Origin of the sequence: Kribbella deserti (assembly GCF_042434725.1) — a bacterium.
In the GTDB taxonomy this organism is placed as follows: Bacteria; Actinomycetota; Actinomycetes; order Propionibacteriales; family Kribbellaceae; genus Kribbella; species Kribbella deserti.
The window spans coordinates 73,536-98,123 of the sequence record NZ_JBHLTC010000012.1 but is presented as its reverse complement, the minus strand read 5'-3'; the positions used below and the strand labels follow the sequence as shown (position 1 = coordinate 98,123).

The following is a 24,588-nucleotide window of genomic DNA, read 5'->3' as shown; positions in this document are numbered from 1 at the left end:
GGTAGGCGTCGTCGCTGACATCTCTCTGCCCGTACTGCGCCCGTACCGCGCGCGGGGCCAGCCGCGCGACAGTCCATCGCATTCTGGCCGCCGTGAACGTCATCACCCACGACCACGACCGACCTCGCGGTCGCTGTGGTCACTCCCCCTGCGGCAGCCGATCAGGCCGGTCCGCAGCGGCTGGCCTGCGCGGGCTGCGGCGCCGTTCTGAACGGCAAGGTCGCCGCTGCGGCTTCGCGACGAGCTGCAGACCGAGTGGTCCACGACCGGCCAAGAGTCGGCAACGTCGTACGGCACCGGATGGATCTGCTGCCAGCACGCCGCCACCGGGCAATCGAGCCCTGCCCGGGTCGGGGCATCTAGGGGCCGACCGGAGTACGCCGGAAACCGGCAGTAGGCGCCCGAGCTGGAACCGGGCCATGATTCCGATCGCACGCTGCGCCATCACAAGGGCCTGATCCGGATCCGGCTGGGAATCGTCGCTGAGCCTGAACAGGCCCGGTCGGTGGCCGAAGCAGCGATCCGGGCAGCGACGGCGACGAAGGACAATCCGGCTGACCTGATCAACGTCGCGTTGGAGGAACTGGTCCGGGCCCGGCTGGAGCTGCCCGGCTACTCCACGCTGGACGAGATGACCGCTGAGATCCGGGCGGAGGTCAACGCGGTGGTGTTCGCTTCGATCGCGGCGCGGATGAGTGGCCCTGACGCGGATGGTGGCGGGAGCAGCGACCGTGCACAAGCTGAAGGATCATGTCGAGCATCGGAGGTGGCTGGATGAGTTCGGCCCGACTGAGGTGTGGCTGGCGGATCGTGGCTCAGGTCGAGCCGGATTTCGATCTATGCTGGAGCGATGCCAGAGGTAGCACAGAGTCCAGAAGCCTTGTTTCTGCTGGGAGAGCTGACGGCGATGGAGGGTCGGAAGGACCCGTACCCGCGGTATGCGCGGCTGAGGCAGATTTCGCCGATCGTGCGAGCCCAGGATGGCGCATTGGCCGTGACCGGCTACGCGGACTGCGCGCGTGTGGTCCGCGACGAGCGGTTCGCACATATGCCACCAGACAACCTGCTGGCCTTCGTCGGATTCCCGGACTGGCGTGAGCATCCGGCTTTGCTGCATCTCTTCACCAGCATGATCACCCTCAACCCACCTGACCACACCCGGCTGCGCCGGCTCGTGGGTTCCGCGTTCACCGCACGACGGGTGCAGGGGCTGCGGCCGGCGATCGAGCAAATGGTCGACGGCCTGCTCGACCAGTTGAGCGGCGAGGTCGACTTCGTCGACGCCTTCGCGTTCCCGTTGCCGGTCAACGTCATCGGTGAGCTACTCGGAATACCGGTGCAGGATCGCGGCCAGTTCCAGTCGCTGGTGAGCGACTGGGCGCAAGTGCTCGAGGTGATCTCCCCTGAGGTGGTGAGCCGAGCAGATCCGGCCGCCGCCACCATCCGAGACTATCTCGCCGGGCTCGTCGAGGAGCGCCGCCGGAGGCCTGCGGACGACCTGATCAGTGCGCTGGTCCAGGCGCAGGCGGCCGATGACCGGCTGACCGACGAGGAAGTTCTGAGCAATGCGGCCTTCCTGTTCGCCGCGGGCTTCGAGACCACCACGAACTTGCTGTCCAACGGCTTGGCCGCGCTCCTCGCGCACCCCGACCAGTTGAAGCTTCTCGCCGACCGCCCCGAAATCGCCGGGGCAGCCGTCGAGGAACTGCTCCGATTCGACAGTCCGGTCCAGATCAGTAGTCGAGTGACGACTGAACGGGTCGAAATCGCTGGGATCGCTGTCGAGAAAGGCGAACGGGTGCTCGCCTATCTCGGTGCGGGCAACCGTGACCCCGAGCGGTTCGCTGACCCGGACCGGCTGCAACTGGACCGCCCGGACAACTCACCGCTGTCGTTCGGCGGCGGCCTCCACTACTGCCTCGGCGCGCCGCTTGCTCGCATGGAAGCACAGATCGCGCTGCCCGCGCTTGTCCGCCGCTTTCCGTCACTGGCTGCGGCCGGTCCTGGCCAACGTCGCAACAGCTTGACCCTGAAGGGATTCAGCTCGTTGCCGATCTGCACGACAGGATAGTGTCCTGAGTCGGGAGTTCGTGCACATCTCCGGCGCCCAGGCACGCACCTCGCGGCGTTGGAGAAACGGCCACGATGCTAGAGCATCGCGACCGCTTCTCCGCCTTGCGATGCACGCACCTGGACACCGGAGCTGAAGCACGAACTCCCGACTCAGGACACTAGGGCGAGCGGGTCGCGGCGGTCGGCTACTTTGTGGGGGCTGCGGTCAGTGCCGTCGCGATCGCGTCGATCGTAGGGTTGTCCCACACGAGTGTGGCGTCCACCGGTGTGCCGAATTTTTCCTCGACGTCGCCGGCGATCCCCAAGGCGTAGATGGAGTCGATGCCGTACGTCATCAGGTTCTTGTCGGGCTCGATCTCGGCTGGGTCCCGCTCGACGTAGAAGGCGACCCGCTCAGTGAGCCAGGCGATCACCATGTTCCGGTCGATCGATGTCATGCGTCCTCCAGAGGCGATTGTCAGGTGAGCACGGTCGTTTCGTTCAGGTCAAAGGAAATGCCATCCCGTTCCCGGCGGATCAGCTCGCGAAGCAGCCAGTCGGTGACGTCGGTGGGCAGGGCTTCAGTGTGGCCGCCAAGGTGCCCACGGAGCCGCGTCAGCACGGCGGCGAGCCACCGCGGGTCGCCGGCGAACGGATTCCCCCGGGTCTGAGCGGTCTGCCAGAAGCCGAGCCCAGCTGCCGCGGCCAAAAGCAGGGTGTACCGCCTGGCCAGGGCGAAGGTCTGCGGACCGGCCAGCGGGCCCCGCTCTGGCGGGGGGATGGCCGCCGAGTCCGTCGCGAGGGTATGCAGCTGGACGCGAAGGCTGCCGAGATCGCCGTCGAGTTGGTTGTCCTGGGTCTGCCCCGCGACCAGTAGCCCGGCCAGGTCGTCGCGTCCGCCGGCGCTGAGGGCGAGGCGGCCGAGATCGAGCGGAGGCAAGGTTTGTGCGGTGTCGAAGAGCGACGGTGGCGGCGGTGCCGGATCCTGCCACGCGTGCCGGCCGAGCGCGGGCAGCTGCGGGACGATTGTGAGCAGGCAGGTCGCCTCGCTGGCGTGGCCGATGCTGACCACCGGGAGGTCACGCAGGTGCTTGCCGAAAATGGCGTGGTCGCCTTGCCTCAGGTAGTAACGGGCGCCGAGCACGACCGCGAGGTCGTCCATCGCCTTGGTGAGCAGGTGGGCACTGAGGTACTTCGCGGCGGCGGAGTGGACGGACGACTGTGCCGGGAGCACATGGAGGCCACGGCATGCGGCTGCGGCGAGCGCATCGACGATCAGCAGGTCGGTGAAGGCGCCGGCGATGACCTGTCGCGCGTGTGGCAGGTCGAGGACGGTACCGCCGTAGAGGTGTCGTGACGCCGCGAAGCGCAGGACAGTACGCAGAGCCGTGTCCACCGATCCAACGGCGAGACCGGGGAGGACGGCACGGGTGACCTGAAACGATCGAAGGGCGGTTTCTACGCCGCCGCCGGCCGCACCGAGCAGCGTGGTGGCCGGCACCGGATGGTCTACGGCGCGCACACCGCCAAGCTGGACTCCGCGTACGCCGCTTGTCCGGGTGCGTGGCAGATAAGCCAGCCCGGAGCCGTCGACCTGGTCCCGCTCGATGAGCAGGAGGGAGTACGCGCGAGGACCCCCACCTTCACCAGTGCGCGCGAAAAGGACGAACGCCGCTGCCCGCGAGATGTTGTTGATCACCTGTTTCACGCCGGTGAGTCGGAGCTGGCCGGCGTCTGGCCTGGCGACGAATTCGTTGCGGCTGAAGTCATTGCCATGCTCCAGCTCGTGGTACGCCACGGACAGACGCTCGCCGGACATCAGCAGGCCGCCGACGTGCCTCTGCTGGGCCGGCGTGCCGGCGCACCAGACATTGACGGCAGCCATCAGTGAGGTGATCCCGTACCCGAGTCCCAGGCTGGTGTCCCGCCGGAACACCGGCCGGACGGCCCGCACCAAGCGGTCCGCGGTTGTCAGCCGCCCGCCGAGACGGGCAGGCACGAACTCGGCGTTGAAGCCCGAGCGGGTCAGCAGCTCTTCGCCCGCCGCGAGCAGCTCGCCCCGCTCGTCGGCGCGCAGGACCTGGCACGTGCCGACCGGGTTGGCGGTGTCGCGGGCGTCGCCGAGGAGCGACTCGAGATCGTCAGCCATCAAGCCCACCGGCAGGCATGCGGTCCGCACCGGCCGGTGCGCGACCGTCAGGCGTCAGGTTGACATCGAACACGGAGAAGAGCCGACCGTCGTCCGCTTGCGCCGTCAGCAGTTCCCACAGCGCCTGGTCGGCCTCGGGCTGGGTGGGTACCGACTCGCCGAGAGCGACCAGGATCCGGCTGAGGACCGCGGTGAGCCAGTGGCCGTCGTACCAGACCTGTTGGGTGCCGGTGCCGCCACTGTGGTTGGCGAGCCAGAGGGCGACCGCCGCCGCGCCGGCGTAGCAGAGCGTGAGGCGGCGGGCCGCCTCCAGGTGCGCAACAGGCGCCCCACCCCTGGCCGGCGGCAGACCCGCGATGGTGTCGTGGAGGCGGTCGGTCCGCTGAACGAGCTCGCCGGCGAGTGCGGCAACACCGACCAGACCTGGCCGCCGCACGGCCAGGTCGGCGAGAGCACGGGACGCGTCGGCCAGGGATGTGAGCAGGTGAAGGCCGTTCGGGCAGATCAGCCGGAGCCGCTCGGGGTCGTGGCGGGGCACCGGTCGGGTCACGTCGGCAACTGCATCCAACTCCGACCATGGCCGCTGCCGGCGGTAGGCGCGCGTCAAGACGGGAAACTGGGTGACAATGGCGTGCAGGTTGACGACTGTGCTGCCGTCGAAGAGCGAGACGATGCGGGCGTCCCGGGCAACCTTCTGAAAGTCCGCGTCCGCGAAGATCGAGCGAGCACCCAGTAGACGACCGAGCGCGGCGACGCTTGCCTCGGCCTGGACCGGGAGGAGGTACTTGACGGCTGCGCTGGCCAGGCTCAACTCCTCTGGTCGCCAGTGGATCATGCGGCTGCTGACGACAGCTACAGCCTCCGCGCAGAGATGGTCGGTGTAGGCGTCCAGCAGGACCCGCCGCGCGGCCGGTAGGTCGGCCAGGCTGCGGCCGTACAGGCGCCGCGAAGAGGCCCAGGCAATGGCGATCCGCAGAGCGTTCTCGCCGACCCCTAGGGCGAGGCTGGCACACATCGTCCGGGTCAGTTGCAGGCCCTTGAGCACGACCTCGAGGCCAGAACCAGGTGCCCCGAGATGGGCGGCTGTGGGCAGCCGCGCGCCGGTGAACGCGATGCCGCTGATGTCCGCCCCGCGGATACCGTGCGTGCGCACCTTCGGCAGGCACCGCCAGGTGTCGGGTTCGAGCTGGTCCTTGTCTACCAGGAGCACACCGAAGCCACGCGGGCCACCCGCCGGGTCGGTACGGGCCAGCACAGCCACGAGCCGGCCGCGGGTAGCGTTGTTGATCAGCCATTTCTCGCCGGTGAGCTGGAAACCGCCGGCCGCCGGTGCCGCGGCCAGCTCACTGGCGAGCAGGTCACTGCCGTGGTCGCGTTCGGTCAGGGCCCAGGCGAGCTGCGTGCCGTCCAGAATCCGGGCGGCCAGGTCCGCGCGCTGCCGCGGCGTGCCCGCCACCCAGGCCGAAACCGCGCCGAGGAACGTCTTGCCGTATCCGACCGCCACCGTCATGTCGCGTCGCGCGACGAGGCGGATCAAGTGCAGGAGCTGCTCGTAGGAGTGCAGCCGCCCACCGTGCTCTGCCGGGACGAAGTACTCGTTCAGCCCCCACGAGGTCAGAGCCGCGCAGCTCGCCTCGGGAAACTCCTCCCGCTCGTCGAGTGCCAGCGAGTTCGCGTAGGAGAACGCGACGGCCGGATCGGACGGGTCACCCAGGTACCGGTCCAGGTCCCGGGCCGGGCCGAACGGGTCGTACGACACAGCGGGGGTCATGCGCCCGGCAACGTGTGAAGCGGATTGAGCAGGCCACCGAGGTACAGGTCCCGCATGTGACCCCGACGGATCTTCCCGCTCGTCGTCCGCGCGACAGAACCCCGGTCGACGAGCACGACGGTGGGCGCCGGCACACCGGCCGAGTGAGCGACCGCCGCCTGGATCCGCGCGGCGAGGGCTGGCAGAGCGACGGTCGCGGGCTCGCGCACCTCTTGGACGAGCACCAGTTGCCGGTCGTCCTCATCGCGAGCGAAGGCTGCACAGACGCCGAGCGCGGGGTCCGCGCGGGTGACGTCCTCCAAATCCTCCGGATAGATGTTTCGTCCATTGAGGATGATGAGGTCCTTGAGGCGCCCAGTGCAGAACAGGTGGCCATCCATTAGGAAGCCGAGGTCGCCGGTGCGAAGAAACGGACCGTCGCCAGTCGCGCTGCGGGCCTCGAACACCGCATTCGACTCCTGCCGCCAATAGCCGGAGGCCACACTCCCACTGCGCAGCCAGATCTCGCCGACCTGCGAGGTGGGCAGCTCAGCCAGCGTCTGCGGATCGACGATCCGTAGGTCGGCGTCGAGAGCCCCGCCACAAGCGACCAACTCCGTCCCATCGGCGACCGGGACGGCGTAGCCCTTTCGCAGGGCCTCGGCGTCGAAGGCCCGGATCACCGCCCCGCGATCCCGGTCGGCCCCGGTCACGATGAGCGTCGCCTCAGCCATACCGTAGACGGGCATCCATGCCTCCGGCTGGAATCCCAGCGGACCGAGCCGCTCGGACACCCGGCGGATGGTCCCCGGACGGACCGGCTCCGCACCGTTCATGGCGACCCGCACCGAATTGAGGTCGAGACCGGCGAGCTGGGTCTCGGTAACCTTTCGTACACACCAGTCGTACCCGAAGTTGGGCGCCACGATGATGTCGGCGCGATAGCGGCTGATCATTTCCAGCCAGGTGACCGGTCGCTTGGCGAAGGTGGCGGGTGCGGTGAAAGCGACGTTCATTCCGGCATACAGCGGCTGGAGCAGCATGCCGATCAATCCCATGTCGTGGTAGTGCGGCAGCCAGCCAACGATCGTACCGTTTCGTGGCCGACCCAGGTGCGTCCAGATCGCGTGTTCGTTGTGGACCAGGCTCGCGTGCCGCAGTACGACGCCCTTGGGTTCGCTGGTCGATCCCGAGGTGTACTGCAGGAACGCGATGGTGTCGGGGCCGATGCGTGGAGCGGACCAGCGCGCACTCTCCGAAGCGGCCATCGGGTCGGTGGCCACACAGGTGATCGGCGGCAGGTCGAGTCCCGCCAATTCCCGGATCAGCACCTCCCGCGTGGCGGTATCCGTGAGGACCAGGCTCACATCGGCATCCCGGACGATGGCGCGACACCGGTCCAGTCCGCGCGGGTCTTCGGACGGCAACGACGAGGGCACCGCGATCACCCCGGCGTAGAGGCAGCCAAGGAAAGCGGCGACGAAGTCCAGGCCGGCCGGATAGATCAGCAGCGCGGTCTGGCCTGGCGAGGAGTTGTCGGCCAGCCAGACCGCGATGGCGCGGGCCCGTGCGTCGAGACCGGCGAACGAGAGCCGCTCCTCGACCAGTTCGCCGTCCACTGGCCGGACGTAGGCCAGCCAGCGCTCGTCGCCGTACTTCGCGACACTGTGCCGGACGGCGGTCACCAGGTCTGGATGCATCGTCACCTTTCCGGGGAGAGCCGCGTGGTCATTGCACGCGCCTGCGCCGCCAGCGCCGGACCGAAGATCTCCGGGCGGTAGATGTAGGAGGTATGGTGCCCAGGGATGCTCGCGACCTCGCAGTCAAGCAGCTGGGCCAGCGGCGGGACCGTCCGGGCGTAGTTGTACCCACCCGCTCGGCTGCCATCGCCGAGGGCGAGCCTGATCCGCACCCGGGTCCGCAGGGCATCGAAGTCCGGAAGATACGAGACCATCGCCATCAGGTCGTGCCGGAAGACGAAGTCGCCGTCGGCCTGCGTGCGTTCCAGGAACGTGGGCCGGATCTTCAGGGCGAAGTCGCGGCCCATGTACTCCATCCAGGCGCGCATCGCGGCGACCGGACCATCGGCACGGTTGAGCTCACACATGTCCTGGAAGAAGGCGAGCTGCTCGGCTGCGTCGTCCAGCACCCGCACGGTGATCGGCTCGTGGGCGAGCAGCGCTTCCACCCGATCCGGATAGCGGGCGCAGAACTCGAACGCGATCGAGGCACCACCGCAGGTGCCGAAGACGACCGGGCGGTCAGCTCCGGCCGCTTCCAGCACCGCCGACACATCCGCGGCCTGCTGCTCCAACCCACCGTCGCGCGAGCCCTGACCGGTGCTGCGGTTGAGCCCGCGCCGGTCGTAGGTGATCACCCGGAACTCCTCGGCCAACGCGGGGACAATCGCGGCGAAGCTCGCGGCGGTGCCACCGGCGCCGGCGATCAATAGCAGGTCCGGGCCGTCACCGTGTGTCTCGTAGTAAAGCTTCGCGCCTTCTGTTTCAGCACATCCCGTGTACACCGGCGACATCTAACCACCCACCGGTTCCATTGGACCTTTTCACCATCACTATTCGATGGCAGCCGAAATGGTGCCGGCATGACACCTCTCGGCGGCTTTAATGCGCCTGTGCTGGACCTTGACGGTGAACTGCGTGCCGCGGTGTCGGGCGACCCCCTGTTGCGCTTGTACGCGGCGGTCGCCGGCCCGAACGGGCCATGGCCGGCCCATCCGTCCTATCCGGAAGGCACCGTGACGGTGCCTCTTGACACCTTTGTCGGTGTGGCCAGTCCGCGACTGGCCGAGTGCGTGGTGCGGCCCTTGGTGACCGCCTTCCGGGTGGCACTCGATCGGCACGGCGTGGTCCTCGAAACCGACCCACGGAGCGTCGCGGTGGAAGTCTCCCGCCGAGGCCGTGCGACCGGGCGAGTCGTGTTCACCAACCGGACCGCGAGAGACGTGGACGAAGCGGCCCGCCGACTCGCCACCTGTTTGGATCTCGTCGCAGGTTCGCCGGCCGCCACCGGCGATTCGCACCTCGACGTATGGCGGCTCGCCCGGGCCGAGCTGCGCTTTCTGCGCCTCGCCACGGCCAGCCTCCTGCGCGGCGACCACCCACTCGCCGATCAGATCCACTCGGTCTCACCGGCACAGGACAACGTCCTACGGCAGGTTCTCGACAGCGTCGAGAAAAAGGCTCGGCGGCGCAGATCGGATCCAACGCTGCCGCGACCGGCGGTGATGCTGGACCTCGATTTCGTCGTCCTGGACCCACGGCGCCGCATCCGGCACGCGGCTCGACAGGTCTGCGGCGTCCGGCCTGGGGCACCCCACGGCATCCCCGAGTTCGCCCATCCGGAACTGCTGACTCTCCTGCCCAACCCCCATCCACCCGACTGGGCGCGGTTCCTCGACCTGAACGGGCTACGGCAGGCGTATCCGGCGGTCGACTTCGACACGCTGCGAGAGCAGTTCTTCCAGGCATTCCATCGACCCTGGTCGAACCTGACCTGGGACGACCTGGCCGAAGGTGTGGTGCGGTTCGTTCGCGACGTGGAAAACCGTGGTGGCGCGGTGGTCTACAACACTGGCCGGCGCGAACGCGTCCGAGCGCAGACTGAGGCGGCGCTGGCCCGTGGCGGCCTGCTGCGGCCAAGGTTGCTGATGATGCCCGACGACCGCACCCGGCCAGTGGCCGAGCTGAAGGCCTTACACGCCGCCAAGGTGTCCGACCTGGACGTCGTGGCCGTCTTTGACGACCTCGCCGACAACCTCCAGGCACTGGCAGAGGCGCTGCCACAGGCGCACCTCGTCGCGGTCGCCCCACTGGGATACGTACCTGGCAGCGACCTGGAACGCATGGACACGATCCAGACGTTCGAACGGATACCACACCCTACGCATTCACCGGCCCTGTCCCACGCCACGTCGATCGCGGAGCTACCGCTCGGCGAGCTGAGAGCCCGGCCCCTCCTCGCCGAGCACGGCGTCCGCCTCGACCATGCCGCGTCCACCGCGCTGGTGGAGCGCCTGCTGACCAGCGCGCTGGCCATCGCGGCGGAGACCGCTGAACGCACCCGGCGACAGCTGCCGGACGCCCCGGCGCTACGGCTCGTCCACCACATCCTGACCCGCAAGCAGTTCCGCCGCGGCACGCGGGCCGCGTACCCACCGGAGGTCGCCGCGCGGGACATGCTGCCGTACATCGAACGCGGTGAGCCGATCCAGATGGTGCTCCCCGCCTTTCCCATCAAGCAAGCAGACAGCCGCCTCAAGGCTCTCGGCACCCTGCCCGACCTCGCCGAACTCGGCCTGCTCGTGCGGCTCCGCGAACTCGCCGCGGCGGTGGCAGCCGTCTACCCGCCCGGACTCCGGATCACCGTCCTCACCGACGGCAACCACTTCCGGCTCCGATCCCGCACGGTCACCGCCGAGTATCTGCGAAAGGTCGCCGACTACGTCGACCTCGTCGGGGCCAAGGAGATCGAGCTGCGAGACATCGACGAGGCCGCGGCCGAGCAGCTCGGCCGCGATGCCGTCCGGTCCCGGCCCGAAATTCTCGCCGCACACCACACCAAACTGGCCGATGCCTACCGTGACCTCGACGTCACCGCAGACCCCGCCGGAGCGCTCGCGCAGTCGTACGACCTCGATCCGGCCGGACCGCATCCGCCGGGACTCGCCCTACCGGAGATCTTCCGATCGCTGGTCCACTCGGTGCCAACGCCCACCGGCACCGGAACCGGCGACTGGGACGCCCTCATCTACGCGGACATCTACAACGTCGGCAGCGCCGTGCCGCCAGAGGTGGCGCAAGCCCGCCGAGTGGTCCTGCGAGCCGCCTGGGACGCCGCACTGCGGTATGTCGCGGTCACCCGCGCCGATCACGACCTGGGGTACGACCGGATGTTCTGGCCACGCGTCCGGCTCACGCTGAGCACCTCGGTGCCAGAGCGGTGCGGATTCGCCGGGCTCGGCGGCTCTGCGGTACCGCCCTGGCAGGGCACAGCCGCTGTCGACCCCCGTGGACATATCTCGACCGACTTCGTGGTCCACCTGCGCGACCAAGGATTCGTGCCGGTCTACTCGCCGCTACTCGGCGACGACCAGCCATGGTTCATGGCACCGATCACCATGACCGAGCCGCTCGACCTCCCCGGCCCTAACCGCTTGATCCCAAAGTTTCAGGACCGGATACGCCTACGCCGACATTGAAGACCGTTCACACCACTGCCCCTCGCCGCGATCGGCGACCGCTACCTACGCCTCGGCCCCGGCGCCCTCGACGTACGCCGCCTCGACCTGCCCCAGGCCGCGCCCCGGGCACTGTCCGACCGCGACATCACCCGCTGGCTGCGGACCGTCGAACGCTGGGTCAACCCCCGCGACCGGATCCTGGCCCTCATCCCGTTCTACGCCGGGCTGCGTCTCGGCGAAGTCGTCGCTCGCAACCTCGACCACATCGCCCTGTCCGCCCGCAAAGGACTCATCACCTTGTGGGCAGGCAGGCAAAGGCGAGCGCTACCGCGAAGTCCCTGTCCACGCCGGGCTACGCGCCGAGCTCACGCTCTGGATCAACGAAGCAGCCCAGACCAGTGGCGTGACCTGGGGATATGTGGGCCCCGTGGGACTCGAACCCACAACCCGCGGATTAAAAGTCCGCTGCTCTGCCAATTGAGCTAGAGGCCCGCAGCCCGGAGGCCGCGAGGAACAGTGTGTCAGGTCGAGGGGTGATCGCGCGCGTCAGGGTGCCGGTTGCGGGTCGGTGTCCCGATGGTCCCACACGACCCGGCGCACGACCCGGCGCACGACCCGGCGAACGGCCGCCGTGGGATGTGTCGGGGGAGGTTCGCAGGCCGGGGCGGATGGCGCCCGGTGGGAGTGGGGTTGGTGGTGTTCACGGAGGCTCGCAGAGATGGCGGGGCCGGCGGTGCGAATAGTGGGTGGAGGTTGGTGGGGGCAAGGGGATGGGGAGGTGCGTTGGTCACAGGGTGGGTGGTTGACCGTTCAATGGGGACGTTGCTATGGGTATCGAAAAGGTCACGGTTGGTTGAACCGAATGCCAGGCTGTTCCGTTCAGCGGATGTGAGGGCATCGCCGTCCAAGCCCAATGGGCGGTGGTGTGGAACTCCCGTTCCCGTCCAATGGAGGAGAAACCATGTCCGTGCTCGAGCGTTGGCAAGATGAAGTGCTGGCCATATTCCGGATCGTCATCGGGTTCTTGTTCGCCACCCACGGGTTGTCCTCGTTGTTCGGGGTGCTCGGGGCGGAGGGCAGGCAGGTGGAGGCGTTCGCGTGGCCGGGGTGGTGGGCCGCGGTGATCCAGCTGGTCGGCGGGTTCGCGGTGATGATCGGTCTCGGGACCCGGGTGGCGGCGCTGCTGTGTTCTGGTTCGATGGCCTACGCCTACTTCATCGTGCACCAGCCGGACGGCCTGTTCCCGATCGAGAACGGTGGTGAGAAGGCGGCGCTGTTCGCGTTCGCGTTCCTGCTGATCGCGTTCCTCGGCGCCGGCACCTGGGCGATCGAGGACGGCCTCAAGCGAACCGAACGCGAGCGCCAACGCGCCACCGCCTGACCCGGCAAGCACGCTAAAGGCCTGAGAGCCCTAAAGGCCTCAACCCCGCCACCGCTGAAGAAGAAGAGGAGCCGATGGTCGACGACCGGGCGGCACTGCTGCGCGCGTTGCACGATGTGCACGCGCCGTCGCTGTGGCGCTTTGTCGTTCGGCTGACCGGTGATGACGGCTTTGCCGAGGACGTCGTACAGGAGACGTTGTTGCGGGCGTGGCGGCGCCCGCACATCCTCCAGCAGGACCAGGCCGCGGCCCGGGCCTGGTTGTTCACGGTGGCCCGCAACCTGGTCATCGACGATCGGCGCAGCGCCCGGATGAACCGGGAGTTCAGCAGCGACGAACTACCCGAACGGGCGAGCACGGATCACGCCACCGCCGTACTCGATGCCTGGCTGGTCTCGGATTCGCTGGCGCAGTTGTCGGACGACCATCGGCAGGTGATCGTGCGGGCGTATTACGGCCGGCGCACGGTTACCGACATCGCCGAGGAACTCGACATTCCGCCGGGTACGGTGAAATCGCGCCTGCATTACGGGTTGCGCGCACTGCGGTTGGCGCTGCAGGAGAGGGGGGTGACCAAGGAATGAGCGATCCGTTCCGGGAGTACGACGCGGCCTACCTCCTGGGTGCTCTCTCGCCTGGAGATCGCCGGGCCTTCGAGGAGCACCTCGCGGGCTGTCCCGAGTGTGCAGCATCGGTAGCGACCTTGGCCGGCGTACCTGGCGTACTGGCCGTGCTGCCGCAGGAGTGGGCCCTAGAGCCTCAAGCCCCCAACCTCATGCCCAAGCTCGCCCGAGAGGCTGAGCGACGTGAACGGCGTACGAAGCGTCGGGCCCTCATTACAGCGGCAGCGGCCGTTGCGACCGCGGTAGTCGCCAGCGTGGGCCTCCTCATGCCCAGGGACGGCCAGCCGCATGAACAGCCCGGGCAAGTCGTATCCCTCGCGCAACTCGTCACGACCAAGCTGCACGCCAAGGTGCGGATAGTCGACGAACCCTGGGGGACGACGATCCAGACCACCTGCATGTACGACCGCAGCCCAAGTTCCAGTACGAGGGCCAGGGGATACGCCCTGTTCGTGACGGATTCCCGGGGCGAGGTGACTCAAGTCGCGACGTGGTCCGCCAGCCCCGGCAGCATCGCGACGCCCACCGCTACCACCAAGCTGCCGCGCGGGGAGATCCGTGTGCTCGACATTCGCAGTACCGAAAGCGGGCGCGTCCTGCTGAAGGCCTCGCTATAGGACGTCGGGTTCCGCCAGCTCGGCCATCCATCCCGCCACGGGGTCATCGAAGGGCCCGCGTTCCGCCGCCGGAAGGGGTGCCAGAACTCGTTGCCAGGCAAGCGCCCGACCGACTTTGGCCACCTTGATCGCGAGTCTGCTGAGCTCGACAAGTTCAGCCCGGTCGTGACCGTCGGTCCAGACCTCGAGGTAGGCGTCCCGGCAACGGGTCAGCTCCTCGCGGGTGAACCTCTGAGCCGCGCTGCGCAACATCACCAGCAGTACGCCGAACGGGAAGGCCACGCCGGCGTCGCCCCAATCGAAGAACCGGTAGGCGCCGTCCGTTCCGATCAGCACGTTGTTGTCGTGCAGATCGTCGTGCTGCAAGGCAGGGCCGATTCCGCAGTCAGCGAGTTCCGCGCACCACTGGACGTACTCGGCGCGCAGCCGGAGAGGCCCGTCGGCCGTTGCCAGCTCGTCGAAGTGCGCCGGCATCAGCGAGGGGCGTACGTCCGGCAGGCTCAGTTCGAGCAACTCCGCCACCCGGGCTTGCGAGGCCTTCTGCAGCTCGGCGTGCCGTACCAGGGCCCGCTCCCAGTGCGCCGGATCGGGGTCGACGGCAAACCTGGTCCGAAGTTGTTCACCACCGTCGGCCTGCAGTGACCACGCCCGCGACACGTCGACGGCCAGTACCGGCACGGTCCACTCGGCGGCCCATCCGGCGAGCGAGCGCAACAGCCCGGGCTCGTACGCCGTACCAGGGCCGTTCGCCTTGAACCAGAGGGGTCCATCCGGCGTCGGGACGCGCATCGCGGTGGACCACGGCATCACGTGCGGCTGGGTGATTTCGCCGCTCAGAGGGATGCCCGTGGCCGCGAGGCGGTGCTCGATCCAGGCCCGGGCCTCGCGCTGCCACGCCGGGTCCACCCACTGTCCAGTCACCGCGCCAGCCTAGTGGCACTCGAATTCCGTTGCCTGAGGCAACAGGTTTGCCTGCGGGGAGGTGGGGTACCGGGGTGAGGTCGTCGCATGGCACAGCGATCCAGAGGGAACTTGACGGTTTAGGGGCTCCCAGTCGCTCGAGAGGCTGGGCGTTCCAGGCCCCGGCGTCCAGAACAGTGCGCCGGGGCCGCCTCATGTCGGTCGCACCCTGTAAGGTTCTGACCAGGTTGGGAAGTCAGCCGGCGCTCCGGGCATGCCCGGGATATCGCCATTCCCAGCCATCTTGAGGACAGCTCTGTGCATCGCCTTCCCATCCCGCCCTCGCGGCTTTCGGTGGCGTGACCGAGGATTTCGCCGCTGAGCTCGCCCGGATGGCACTTGAACTGCACGACCAGCCGGACGTCGATCAGACCGCTCAGCGTGTGCTCGACTTCGTGCCCAGGACCATCGGCTGCGATCAGGCCGGCATCGTGCTGGCCAATCGCGGCCGCCTGCGCGCCGTGGCGGCCAGTGGACCGGAGAGCGCGGCCGTCGACCAGTACCAGGTCCGGGTCGGTGACGGGCCTGCGACCGTAGCGGTCGAGCAGAGCGCGAGCGTGCGCGTCGACGATACCGAGGCCGACGGCCAGTGGCCCGCCTGGAGCCGCCTGGCCGCCGCGCACGGCCTGCGCAGCGCGTTGAGCGTGCGGCTGTACACGTTGGGGTCGACGATCGGCGCCCTCACGCTGTACGACGCCAAGCCGAGCCGGTTCGGCCCGGAGCAAGAGGCGGTGGCTCATGTGCTGGCCCATCACGCCTCGGTGGCGCTGTCGAGTGCGCGCAATGAGGAGACGCTCTGGGAGGCGATCGACGCGCGGAAGGAGATCGGCCAGGCTCAGGGCATGCTGATGGAGCGATTCGCGCTGAGCGCCGATCAGTCGTTCGACGTGCTTCGCCGCTACTCCCAGGCGCACAACGTCAAGCTCCGCGAGGTCGCCCAGCGCCTCATCTCCACTCGCCGCCTCCCCGGCTGACCCCCGCTGCCTCCGCCGTACGCCGCGTCCCCTGAGTGCCGGACGCCGTCGGCCGGGCCGAAATCCGCGGTACGACGGCGCGAAAAGCCGCTCGGGGACCTGGTTGAATCGGGGTCTAGAAGGCTGACTGAGACTTTTTTGTGAACTGGCTGTAACGCTTCGGTGCCCGTGAGCGATAAACGCGTCGTAAGGCCGTGAGGACCTCGCACCAGACCGACCGCCCGAAGGTTTGGAGCGGGGTCCTCCGTGTACAAGACGGTCCCGTCGCCAGGCGCCCCGACGGGCCTTGTACGCCAACGGCGGCGGTGCCCCGCTCGGGCACCGCCGCCGGTCTTACGGCTCGAATCAACTGGTTGTCAGGCGGCGGCGGCAATCTGGTCGGCCGGCAGCTGGGCGGTGACCTCGGCACCGTCGTCGTCGTCGAACTGGACCGTGCCGAACCAGCCCTCTGGGTCGTGCACCCGCGCGATCAGCCAGGCGGGGCGCCACTTGCCACCCGCGAACACGGTGACATGGCTCGGCAGGGGCAGTCGTTGGATCAGCTCCGGTTCCGCCGGAGTAACGAACTTGTCCATGGGCGAACCGTAGGCGGTCGCACCGACATCCGCGCGATCCCGCGTGTCAGATCGCGGACAACCGCACGTTCCAGTGGTCCGCGAAGGCCCGGATTCCCTTGTCTGTCAGGCGAACCGCCCGTCCGCCGGGGATCGGCGTGATCCACGCCTCACTCAGTGCATGTCCACACAAAGCAGAGGCGATCGGCCCGGCCAGGTGGGGCCGTCGTTCGGTCACGTCCAGACATGGCCGCAGTGGCGGCCGCCCCCGCTTGACCGGTACGTCGATGCCCAGGTCGCCCAAACTGCGCGCGCCCTCCGGCGTGAGCTTGACGCCCTCGGTCCAGTCCACGAGCCCCGCGTCGGTCATAGCGTCTGCAAGCGCCACACCGAGCCGTCCGGCCAGGTGGTCATAGCAGGTCCGGGCCCGGGCGAAGGCGTCTCGACGGCTTGCCGCGGACAAGGTGGTCGTCACCTCGACCTTCCGTGGTTGAAGCGCCGCAAGTCCCTCCAGCAGCTGCGCCACCTCCGGCCCGGCCAACTTCACGTAGCGGTGGCGGCCCTGCCGAACCTCGGTGAGCAGTCCACCCGCGATGAGCTGGTTGAGGTGCTCGCTGATGGTTGGCGCCGACACCTTGGTCAGGCGAGCCAGTTCGGTCGCGGTCCACGCGCGCCCGTCCAGCAGCGCGAGGCAGACCGTCGCCCGCGTACCGTCGGCGAGCATCCGTGCCCAGGCGGCGAGCTCGCGTCCTTCCGTCACGGTGGTCATGGGTCCATCCTGCCGCCGCGACAGTTCGGCCGCGACCGAACGAACGGCTCAGACCTCCAACTGGGAGATCGCGCGAGCCTCGGCCGAAGTCAGTTCGACGTCGAGCGAGGCCAGTACGTCGGGCAGGTCCGTCGCGCGTACGGTCTCGGTCTTGCGGCGGCCATCGGCGTACTCGTGCGTGAGCTCGTTCCCGATCAGACGACGGCTGAGGCCCTCCTCCAGCCGCATCACCACGAGCTTGTGGCTGAACGGCGAGTCGGGGTGGCTCGACACGTAGTGATGCGACACCTCGTAGTCGATGAGGCGTTGCGGCTGCAGGTCGTGCCGGTGCTGCGGTTCCCAGCCGTCCGGGGTCTGCTTCGACAGGGTCCACGCCGGTCCGGTCGGGGTGTCCTCGAGGTCGAGGCGGTGCGGCCAGCCGGCCTGATTCACGATCGCGCCATCGGTCAGCGGCATCGCGTGCATCATGCCGGCGCCGAAACCGACATCTGCGAGGTAGGCGCCTGCCTCGGTCGCCACGTGCAACATCATGTGCGTGCGCGGACCGTTCCTGTGCGGCTGCACCCGGGCCTGGCGGCGATGCACGGTGAAGCCGAGCTGTTCGAGGGCGGCCGCGAAGAGCAGGCCGTGTTCGTAGCAGTAGCCGCCGCGCCGCCGGCCGATGAGCTTCGCCGCGATCGCGTCGAGCGTGATGCCGGGGTGCTGCCGCAGGATGACGTCCACGTTCTCGAACGGGATGGCCGCGACGTGGGCCGCATGTAGCGACCCGAGCGCCGCGGCCGACGGCTGCACCCGGGGATGTCCGATCCGCGCGAGATACGCGTCCAGCTGGACCTTCTCGATCTCCCAGTTCGTCATGACTCAAGCCTGAAGGTTCAACAAAACTTGAAGTCAAGCCGGGCTTCGTCCTGCAGAAGCGCGATGGCCTGGTCCCAATCGAGCGGATCGAGCCGTACGCCGTCCCGCCGCCGCGGCGCGACCTGGCCCGCTTCGGCCTCCCGGCCGCCGATGATCGCCTGGTACGGCGCGAGGCGGGCGGCGCGAATGCGAGCGCCCAAGGTGCCCGCCTCCGGCCAGGAGACCTCCGCGCGCAGACCGGCCACCCGGCATAGCCGCGCGAACTCCCCGGCCTTGCCGGCTTCCGCCTCGGAGATCGGCTGGACCACCACCTGAAGCGGCGCCAGCCACAGCGGGAACGCGCCGCCATGGACCTCGATGAGCTGCGCGATGGCCCGTTCGGCGCTCCCGATGATCGAACGATGCACCATTACCGGCCGGTGCTTCCCGCCATCCGGGCCGACGTACTGCAGGTCGAACCGTTCCGGTTGGTGGAAGTCGATCTGTACGGTCGAGAGGGTCGATTCCCGCCCGGCCGAATCCACGATCTGCACGTCGATCTTCGGGCCGTAGAAGGCGGCTTCGCCTTTCCCGCGCTCGTACGGGAGATCGCCAAGGGCGGCCACGAGCATGTCGGTCGCCTGCTGCCACATCGCAGGATCGCCGACGTACTTGCCGCCCGGCCCCGGCAGGGACAACCGGTAACGAGCCGCCTCGATGCCCATCGCCTGATAGGCCTGCGCGATCAGGTCCAGCGCGGCCCGGGCCTCGCCCGCGACCTGGTCGAGGCTGCAGAAGACGTGGGCGTCGTTCAGCTGGATGGCCCGGACCCGGTTGAGGCCGCCGAGCACGCCGGACAGCTCCGAGCGGTACATGTTGCCGATTTCGGCCATCCGGTACGGCAGTTCGCGATAGCTGTGCGGCTGCGAGCGGAAGATCAGCGCGTGATGCGGGCACAGGCTCGGGCGAAGCACCATCTCCTCGCTGCCGAGCGCCATCGGCGGGAACATGTCGTCGCGATAGTGGGACCAGTGGCCGGAGATCTCGTACAGCTCGCGTTTACCGAGTACTGGCGATGACACGTGCTGGTAGCCGGCGAGGCGTTCGGCCTCGCGGATGTAGTCGTCGAGCGCCTGCTTCACGGCGGCGCCCGCGGGCAGCCAGAACGGCAGACCCGCGCCGATCAACGGGTCGCTGTCGAAAAGGCCGAGCTCACGGCCGAGCTTGCGGTGGTCGTACATGGGTTCTCTCCTGGATGCGTGCGAGGCGAGAACCCGGACAAGCTTAAACCCCGGGGCACTCGCCCCAGGGCTTCGATTGACAGGTAGCAGTCAGCGCGCCGGGACGGACCTCGGCGTCGTCGTGACTGCTGCGAATGACATGGCCCCACGGTAGTCGGCCGCCGCCACCGCTGCAGCTGATTTTCGGCCGGATGGAACTGAGCCCGGCTTCTTCCCGTCACGGGGAACTGCCAGAAATTCCGGTACCAGGCGAGTCTGGACAAGCTTTTCCGGATCGGGTAAAACGCCGCCGAAATTGACCGGAGCCGAATTCCGGACCAGCTCTGGTAAAAGACGCTTTGGAAGTCTTAGTGTGCCTTTGCCCGGTCCGCCGGGCCGGGTAACGGATTGACGGCTCGCCCCGTCACGATCGTTGGGAGTGCACACCATGGTGGAAACTCAGCGCGAGATCTGGATCGCCCCTGACTTCATCGAGTTCGAGACGCCGACGGAGGTCACCTCCTACGCGGCCCGGGTGGACTGACACTAGCGGCGGGGGCGATTCGTCCCCGCCGTACCGCCTGAAACGCACGGCCGTATCCCCTGACTGTCCAGCCGCCGCGAACGCTGTGAGGTGTCATGTCAGGTATGCCGTCAGTTGCTGTCAGAAATTCCGAAGAATTCGTTGCCGCCTTGCGCGGGCTGTCGCATCGTTACTGGGGCACACATCCGTTCCACCGGCGTCTGCATGCCGGTGAACTCGATGAGCGCGAACTCCGGATCTGGGCCGCGAACCGGTGGTATTACCAGAGCGTGATCCCGCAAAAAGATGCGGCGATCATCAGTAATTGCCCGGTGCCGCGGATCCGCCGGCAGTGGCTGGATCGCCTGATTTACCACGACGGCCGGCAACTCCCGGACGGCTCGGTCGTCGAGGGCGGGCTGGAGCGGTGGTTGCGGCTGTGCGAGGCGGTTGGGCTGGACCGCGAGGAGGTTCTGGACGAACGCCATCTCGCGCCCGGCGTACGCTTCGCGGTCGACGCCTACGTCACCTTCGCGCGCACCCGGCCATGGCTGGAGGCGGTGGCCTCCGGGCTGACCGAGATGTTCTCCGGCCATCTGATGAAACAGCGGGTGGCCGACATGCTGGCCAACTACGAGTGGATCCGCGCCGAGGATCTCGCCTACTTCACCAACCGGATCGACGCGGTCTCGGGGGAGGGCCAGGGCACGCTCGACCTGGTGGTGGAATTCGCCGTCACCCGTGAGCAGCAGAATGCCGCGATCGCCGCGCTGTCGTTCAAGTGCGACGTGCTCTGGTCGATCCTCGACGCCATCGAACGAGCGGCGGCGAAGGCATGATCCCGCGGCTACGACGAGGCGTCCGCCTCACCTACGACCACACCCGCGATCTGCAGGTATTGCTCTATCCCGAAGGCGTGCTGGTTCCGAACGCCACCGCGACCGCGATTCTCCAGCGCTGCGACGGTACGACGACCGTGGCCGAGCTGGTTGTTGCCCTTGGCAAGGTTTACGAAGGTGTCGACGAGCAGCACATCGTGGCCGTGCTGACTCGGCTGGCCGACCGGCAGGTGGTGGAGTGGCTATGAGCGAGGTCGTCACCGCGGCAGCGCCGCTCGGATTGACCGCTGAACTGACGCACCGCTGTCCGTTGCATTGCCCATACTGCTCGAATCCGCTGGAACTGATGGCGCGCGAGTCCGAACTGACCACCGGCCAGTGGAAATCCGTGCTCTCTCAGGCGCGCGAGCTCGGCGTACTTCAGGTCCACTTCTCCGGTGGCGAACCACTAGCGCGGCCGGATCTGCCCGAGCTGATCGAGCACACCGCGAACCTCGGCTGCTATGTCAATCTCGTCACCAGCGGCCTCGGACTGACCGGGGAACGCCTTGCGGTGTTGATCGATCGCGGGCTGGCGCACATCCAGTTGTCCGTCCAGGCAGCCGATGCGGAGCGGGCCGACATGATCGCCGGCACCAGGGCGCACGCCCACAAGATCGTGGCCGCCGAACTGATCAAGCGGACCGGCCTGCCGCTGAGCGTGAACGTCGTTCTGCATCGGGCCAATCATGACCAGCTCGAGGGCATCATCGCGCTGGCCGAGCGAATGGGCGCCGATCGGCTGGAGCTGGCCAACACGCAGTACTACGGCTGGGCCCTGAAGAACCGGGACGCGTTGATGCCGACGCCGGAGCAACTGGCCGCCGCGGCTCCCGTCGTACGGGCGGCGATCGACCGGCTGAAGGGCACGATGCAGGTCATCTACGTCGTCGCGGACTACTACGAGGACTACCCGAAGCCGTGCATGTACGGATGGGGTGCGCGCCAGCTCACCATCGCGCCGGACGGCACCGTCCTGCCCTGTCCGGCGGCGAGCGCGATCGAGACGTTGACGCTCGACAACGCGACCAAACGGCCGCTCACGGAGATCTGGTACGGCAGTGAGTCGTTCAACGCGTATCGCGGCGAAGAGTGGATGAGCGACACTTGCCGCAGTTGCGATCGCCGCAGCGTGGACTACGGTGGCTGCCGCTGCCAGGCCTTCCTGCTGACGGGGGATGGCGCCAGCACGGATCCCGTCTGCAAGAAGTCGCCCGACCGCGGATTGGTCGACCTCATTCTGGCCAGGCCCGTTGGTTCACCCGATTTCGCGATGCGCGGTCCGAAGGGCAGGCAACGGTGAAGGTCGTCATCCTTGGTACGGCGGCAGGCGGCGGTTTCCCGCAGTGGAACTGCAACTGCGGCCGCTGCGCTTCCTGCCGTACGGCGGCCGCGGGCGTAGTTCCGCGTACGCAGGACGGCCTCGCGATCAGCGCCGACGGCTCCGATTGGTACCTCGTGAATGCCTCGCCGGACATCCGCGCGCAGATCCTCGCGACGAATCTGCTGGCCCCAGGGCCAGGCCCGCGCGAGAGCCCGATCCGCGGCGCCTTATTGACCGACGCCGAGCTGGACCACAGCCTCGGTCTGTTGATGCTGCGCGAAGGCGACGGACTTGAGGTGCACGCACCAGCGGCGGCGCTCGATGCCCTGCGCAACGACTTCGCAGTACGCGAGATCGTCAGCCGGTACGGGGATTGGGCCTGGTTCTCCGTTGACGACGGCATGACGCTCGGCCGCTTGCGGGTTCGGGTCCTTGCAGTCAGCAACAAACGACCCAAGTACACCAGGGCGGATGCACCCGGACCGTGGGTGGTTGCCTTCCGCATCGAAGATCCGGCGACCGGGGGTGTGCTCGTTTACGCGCCATGTCTGGCCACTTGGCCGGAGGAGTTCGACGCCTTCGTGGACGGAGCGTCGTACGTGTTGCTCGACGGCACGTTCTTCGGCCCGGACGAGATGTCCGGCTCGACCCGCGCGGGTGTCGGGACGCAGGCTCAGCGCGCGATGGGCCACCTGCCGATCGCCGGCCCGGACGGGAGCCTGGTGCGCATTCGCAAGCTCTGCGCGGTGCAACCCGGCACCGGCTGGGCATACGTCCACCTCAACAACACCAACCCGGTACTGGACGCGACATCCCCCGAATACGCCGAAGTCCGTGCCGCCGGGGTCGAACTACCCCTCGACGGCACGGTCCTCGACTTGTAACGCCTACTGCTCGTACGCCGCGCGCCGCGTCTGTGCCTTGTGAATGCGGGCCACGTCGAGCTTTTCCGACCGGTCGAACCGGTAGATGCCGTTCTCTTCCTGGAAGACGTCCGTCAACTGGGTGTAGCAGTAGCCGAACATCAGCGGGTTGTCGAGCAGTACGTCGACGAGCCCGGTGAACCGGTTGTAGAAGTCCTCCTCGTCGCGCACGCGCTGGCCGTATCCCCAGGACTCGAGGTTGTTGTTCCCGGCCGAGGCGGCTGCGGACTCCGGGTTCCACCAGATGCCGCCGAATTCGCTGCAGAAGTACGGCTGGCCCGCGTACGGCTGGGACATCACCAGGTCTTCGCGGGCACCCGGATTCACGTACGGCTTGCCTTCGGCCAAACCGCTCATGGCCACGCCGAACTTCTCCGGGTCCTGCTCGTAGTTGTGCGAGTCGTACACGTCCGTCTCGAGCACGCGATGCGAGTAGCCCGAGGTGTCGAGCACCGGCCGGGTCGGATCCGCCGCCTTGGTGGCAAGGAACATCGCCCGCGTCACCGTGTCGAGCTGGGTGATCCGGTCGTGCAGATGCTGGTGCGTCTCGTTCAGCGGGCACCAGCCGATGATCGAGGGGTGGTTGTAGTCGCGCTCGACCGCTTCCAGCCACTCCGTCACGAACGAGGCCGTCGGCTGCTGGTTGTTGTCCTGCGTACCGCCGCCGACGTTCGCGCCCCAGTCGCCGAACTCGCCCCAGACCAGATAGCCCAGGCGGTCCGCGTGGTACAGGAACCGCTCCTCGAACACCTTCTGGTGCAGTCGCGCGCCGTTGAACCCGGCCGCCAGGCTCAGCTCGATATCCGCGATCAGCGCCTCTTCACTTGGCGCCGTCATCAGGCTCTGCGGCCAATAGCCCTGGTCGAGCACCAGCCGCTGGAAGACCCGCTCGCCGTTGATCAGAATGGCCTGACCGTTGATCGATACCGAGCGGAGACCCGCATAGCTGTCGGCGGTGTCCGCGATGTTGCCGTCGGCATCAACCAGCTCCAGCCGTACGTCGTACAGGTGCGGGTCCGTCGTTGTCCAGAGGCGGACACGATCCGCGGGAATGGCCAGCACCAGCCGCGGCGCCAGGTCCAGGTCGGCCGAAACCTCGGTGCGGGTGATCTCGCCGTTGCCATCGGCAAGGATCGCCCGGACCTTCCAGCCCGGCTTGTTCGCTGACAACGGTGTGACCAGGTGGAACATCGAGTTGGCCACATCCGGGGTGATCCGCGGCCGCCGCAGGTGCGTCTGCGGCACGGCCTCGAGCCAGACGGTCTGCCAGATGCCGGTAGTCCGGGTGTAGTGGCAGTCGTGGTTCTCGTACCGAACGGCCTGCTTGCCGCGGGCTTGGGCGCCGTGCCGGGTGTCGCGGGCGCGAACGACGATGACGGCCTCGTCGCCGGGACCGGCCACGCCGTGCAGATCGGCGCTGAACGGGGTGAATCCGCCGCGGTGCCGGACCACCTCCACGCCGTTCACCCAGACGGTGGCGTCCTGGTCGACGGCCTGGAAGTGCAGCAGCACGTGGTTACCGGCCCACTCGGCCGGCAGCTGGACGGTCCGGCGGTACCAGACGGCCTCGAGGAAGTCGGTGTTGCCGATGCCCGACATCTCGGACTCCGGCGCGAACGGCACCGTGATGGTGGTCAGCAGCTCACGCTCCGCGACACCGCGTTCGAGGCCCGAGTCGGACCGGTCGAGCTCGAACTGCCACTCGCCGTTCAGGTTCAGCCAGCTGGGCCGGACGAACTGCGGGCGAGGATGCTCGGGACGGGGTAGAGCGGTCGACATGCGAACTCCCGGAGGTTGGCGGCGTCAGGACTGTACAACGTTGGAAACGGCGTAACAAGGGTCGTCCCGCGCCCT

The 24,588-nt window shown here is 68.0% G+C and carries 24 protein-coding genes and 1 tRNA gene; 12 read left to right on the top strand and 13 right to left on the bottom strand.

Annotated features, from left to right (window positions below; all coding sequences use genetic code 11):
- The first annotated feature begins 406 nt into the window (after nucleotides 1-406).
- Entirely contained in the window at nucleotides 407-778 is a 372-nt protein-coding gene (locus ACFFGN_RS10940; protein ID WP_380046297.1) for a DUF4158 domain-containing protein, read from the top strand.
- 216 nt (nucleotides 779-994) lie between these two features.
- A complete protein-coding gene (locus ACFFGN_RS10935) occupies nucleotides 995-2,071 on the top strand; it encodes a cytochrome P450 (protein WP_380046295.1) in 1,077 nt (358 codons plus the stop codon).
- Nucleotides 2,072-2,258: 187 nt separating this feature from the next.
- Here ACFFGN_RS10935 and ACFFGN_RS10930 read toward each other — a convergent pair whose 3' ends face one another.
- From ACFFGN_RS10930 to ACFFGN_RS10910, 5 genes are read right to left on the bottom strand one after another with little or no spacing between them, the layout of a single operon-like run.
- On the bottom strand, nucleotides 2,259-2,510 hold the full coding sequence (locus ACFFGN_RS10930) for an acyl carrier protein (protein ID WP_380046095.1): 252 nt from the start codon (nucleotides 2,508-2,510) through the stop codon (nucleotides 2,259-2,261).
- Nucleotides 2,511-2,530: 20 nt separating this feature from the next.
- Nucleotides 2,531-4,201, bottom strand: a complete 1,671-nt coding sequence (locus tag ACFFGN_RS10925; protein WP_380046093.1) for an acyl-CoA dehydrogenase family protein — start codon at nucleotides 4,199-4,201, stop codon at nucleotides 2,531-2,533.
- Nucleotides 4,194-5,972: an acyl-CoA dehydrogenase family protein gene (locus ACFFGN_RS10920; RefSeq protein WP_380046091.1), complete on the bottom strand. Its 1,779-nt coding sequence runs from the start codon at nucleotides 5,970-5,972 to the stop codon at nucleotides 4,194-4,196. The genes ACFFGN_RS10925 and ACFFGN_RS10920 overlap by 8 nt, the downstream gene beginning before the upstream one ends.
- Nucleotides 5,969-7,651, bottom strand: coding sequence for a fatty acyl-AMP ligase (locus tag ACFFGN_RS10915; RefSeq protein WP_380046089.1), 1,683 nt, complete (start codon nucleotides 7,649-7,651; stop codon nucleotides 5,969-5,971). The genes ACFFGN_RS10920 and ACFFGN_RS10915 overlap by 4 nt, the downstream gene beginning before the upstream one ends.
- Before the next feature lie 2 nt (nucleotides 7,652-7,653).
- On the bottom strand, nucleotides 7,654-8,484 hold the full coding sequence (locus ACFFGN_RS10910) for an alpha/beta fold hydrolase (RefSeq protein ID WP_380046087.1): 831 nt from the start codon (nucleotides 8,482-8,484) through the stop codon (nucleotides 7,654-7,656).
- Nucleotides 8,485-8,553: 69 nt separating this feature from the next.
- Here ACFFGN_RS10910 and ACFFGN_RS10905 point away from each other — a divergent pair, with 69 nt between their 5' ends.
- The gene (locus ACFFGN_RS10905) at nucleotides 8,554-11,169 is read left to right on the top strand and encodes an L-tyrosine/L-tryptophan isonitrile synthase family protein (protein ID WP_380046085.1); all 2,616 of its coding nucleotides are present in this window, start codon (nucleotides 8,554-8,556) and stop codon (nucleotides 11,167-11,169) included.
- 45 nt (nucleotides 11,170-11,214) lie between these two features.
- Here ACFFGN_RS10905 and ACFFGN_RS10900 read toward each other — a convergent pair whose 3' ends face one another.
- Together ACFFGN_RS10900 and ACFFGN_RS10895 are read right to left on the bottom strand one after the other, a co-directional pair.
- Nucleotides 11,215-11,415 carry a hypothetical protein gene (locus ACFFGN_RS10900; RefSeq protein ID WP_380046083.1) on the bottom strand — a complete coding sequence of 67 codons (201 nt, stop codon included), beginning with the start codon at nucleotides 11,413-11,415 and terminating at the stop codon, nucleotides 11,215-11,217.
- 155 nt (nucleotides 11,416-11,570) lie between these two features.
- Nucleotides 11,571-11,643, bottom strand: a tRNA-Lys gene (locus ACFFGN_RS10895).
- A gap of 469 nt (nucleotides 11,644-12,112) precedes the next feature.
- Between ACFFGN_RS10895 and ACFFGN_RS10890 the strand changes: the two genes are divergently transcribed.
- The 3 genes from ACFFGN_RS10890 (at nucleotide 12,113) to ACFFGN_RS10880 (ending at nucleotide 13,772) form a co-directional block, all read left to right on the top strand.
- Nucleotides 12,113-12,532 (top strand): DoxX family protein, encoded by a 420-nt coding sequence (locus tag ACFFGN_RS10890; protein WP_380046081.1) that lies wholly within the window; start codon nucleotides 12,113-12,115, stop codon nucleotides 12,530-12,532.
- Nucleotides 12,533-12,606: 74 nt separating this feature from the next.
- A complete protein-coding gene (locus tag ACFFGN_RS10885) occupies nucleotides 12,607-13,116 on the top strand; it encodes a sigma-70 family RNA polymerase sigma factor (RefSeq protein ID WP_380046079.1) in 510 nt (169 codons plus the stop codon).
- Entirely contained in the window at nucleotides 13,113-13,772 is a 660-nt protein-coding gene (locus tag ACFFGN_RS10880; protein ID WP_380046077.1) for an anti-sigma factor family protein, read from the top strand. Before ACFFGN_RS10885 ends, ACFFGN_RS10880 begins: the two co-directional genes overlap by 4 nt.
- Here the strand turns inward: ACFFGN_RS10880 and ACFFGN_RS10875 are convergent.
- Nucleotides 13,767-14,693: a phosphotransferase gene (locus tag ACFFGN_RS10875; protein ID WP_380046075.1), complete on the bottom strand. Its 927-nt coding sequence runs from the start codon at nucleotides 14,691-14,693 to the stop codon at nucleotides 13,767-13,769. The two genes, ACFFGN_RS10880 and ACFFGN_RS10875, sit on opposite strands and share 6 nt — an antisense overlap.
- Nucleotides 14,694-15,031: 338 nt before the next feature.
- On the opposite strand from ACFFGN_RS10875, the gene ACFFGN_RS10870 reads away from it, so the two are divergent.
- Nucleotides 15,032-15,706 carry a GAF and ANTAR domain-containing protein gene (locus ACFFGN_RS10870; protein WP_380046073.1) on the top strand — a complete coding sequence of 225 codons (675 nt, stop codon included), beginning with the start codon at nucleotides 15,032-15,034 and terminating at the stop codon, nucleotides 15,704-15,706.
- Between the two features lie 356 nt (nucleotides 15,707-16,062).
- Here the strand turns inward: ACFFGN_RS10870 and ACFFGN_RS10865 are convergent, their stop codons facing one another.
- The 4 genes from ACFFGN_RS10865 to thrS are packed head-to-tail and all read right to left on the bottom strand — an operon-like array spanning nucleotide 16,063 to nucleotide 19,197.
- A complete protein-coding gene (locus ACFFGN_RS10865; protein ID WP_380046071.1) occupies nucleotides 16,063-16,281 on the bottom strand; it encodes a hypothetical protein in 219 nt (72 codons plus the stop codon).
- 46 nt (nucleotides 16,282-16,327) lie between these two features.
- The gene (locus tag ACFFGN_RS10860; protein WP_380046069.1) at nucleotides 16,328-17,029 is read right to left on the bottom strand and encodes an ArsR/SmtB family transcription factor; all 702 of its coding nucleotides are present in this window, start codon (nucleotides 17,027-17,029) and stop codon (nucleotides 16,328-16,330) included.
- A 48-nt stretch (nucleotides 17,030-17,077) separates the two neighbouring features.
- On the bottom strand, nucleotides 17,078-17,887 hold the full coding sequence (locus ACFFGN_RS10855; RefSeq protein WP_380046067.1) for an arylamine N-acetyltransferase family protein: 810 nt from the start codon (nucleotides 17,885-17,887) through the stop codon (nucleotides 17,078-17,080).
- 17 nt (nucleotides 17,888-17,904) lie between these two features.
- Nucleotides 17,905-19,197 carry a threonine--tRNA ligase gene (gene thrS, locus ACFFGN_RS10850; RefSeq protein WP_380046293.1) on the bottom strand — a complete coding sequence of 431 codons (1,293 nt, stop codon included), beginning with the start codon at nucleotides 19,195-19,197 and terminating at the stop codon, nucleotides 17,905-17,907.
- 337 nt (nucleotides 19,198-19,534) lie between these two features.
- Here thrS and pqqA point away from each other — a divergent pair, with 337 nt between their 5' ends.
- The 5 genes from pqqA to pqqB all read left to right on the top strand — a co-directional run bounded on the left by pqqA (nucleotide 19,535) and on the right by pqqB (nucleotide 22,695).
- Entirely contained in the window at nucleotides 19,535-19,630 is a 96-nt protein-coding gene (gene pqqA / locus ACFFGN_RS10845) for a pyrroloquinoline quinone precursor peptide PqqA (RefSeq protein ID WP_380046065.1), read from the top strand.
- Nucleotides 19,631-19,734: 104 nt separating this feature from the next.
- Nucleotides 19,735-20,448, top strand: a complete 714-nt coding sequence (gene pqqC, locus ACFFGN_RS10840) for a pyrroloquinoline-quinone synthase PqqC (protein WP_380046063.1) — start codon at nucleotides 19,735-19,737, stop codon at nucleotides 20,446-20,448.
- Nucleotides 20,445-20,696, top strand: coding sequence for a pyrroloquinoline quinone biosynthesis peptide chaperone PqqD (gene pqqD, locus ACFFGN_RS10835; RefSeq protein ID WP_380046061.1), 252 nt, complete (start codon nucleotides 20,445-20,447; stop codon nucleotides 20,694-20,696). Before pqqC ends, pqqD begins: the two co-directional genes overlap by 4 nt.
- The gene (gene pqqE, locus ACFFGN_RS10830) at nucleotides 20,693-21,790 is read left to right on the top strand and encodes a pyrroloquinoline quinone biosynthesis protein PqqE (protein WP_380046059.1); all 1,098 of its coding nucleotides are present in this window, start codon (nucleotides 20,693-20,695) and stop codon (nucleotides 21,788-21,790) included. The genes pqqD and pqqE overlap by 4 nt, the downstream gene beginning before the upstream one ends.
- Nucleotides 21,787-22,695 (top strand): pyrroloquinoline quinone biosynthesis protein PqqB, encoded by a 909-nt coding sequence (gene pqqB, locus ACFFGN_RS10825; RefSeq protein ID WP_380046057.1) that lies wholly within the window; start codon nucleotides 21,787-21,789, stop codon nucleotides 22,693-22,695. The genes pqqE and pqqB overlap by 4 nt, the downstream gene beginning before the upstream one ends.
- A gap of 3 nt (nucleotides 22,696-22,698) precedes the next feature.
- Here the strand turns inward: pqqB and ACFFGN_RS10820 are convergent, their stop codons facing one another.
- The gene (locus ACFFGN_RS10820) at nucleotides 22,699-24,513 is read right to left on the bottom strand and encodes a glycoside hydrolase family 2 protein (protein WP_380046055.1); all 1,815 of its coding nucleotides are present in this window, start codon (nucleotides 24,511-24,513) and stop codon (nucleotides 22,699-22,701) included.
- Nucleotides 24,514-24,588 lie beyond the last annotated feature (75 nt).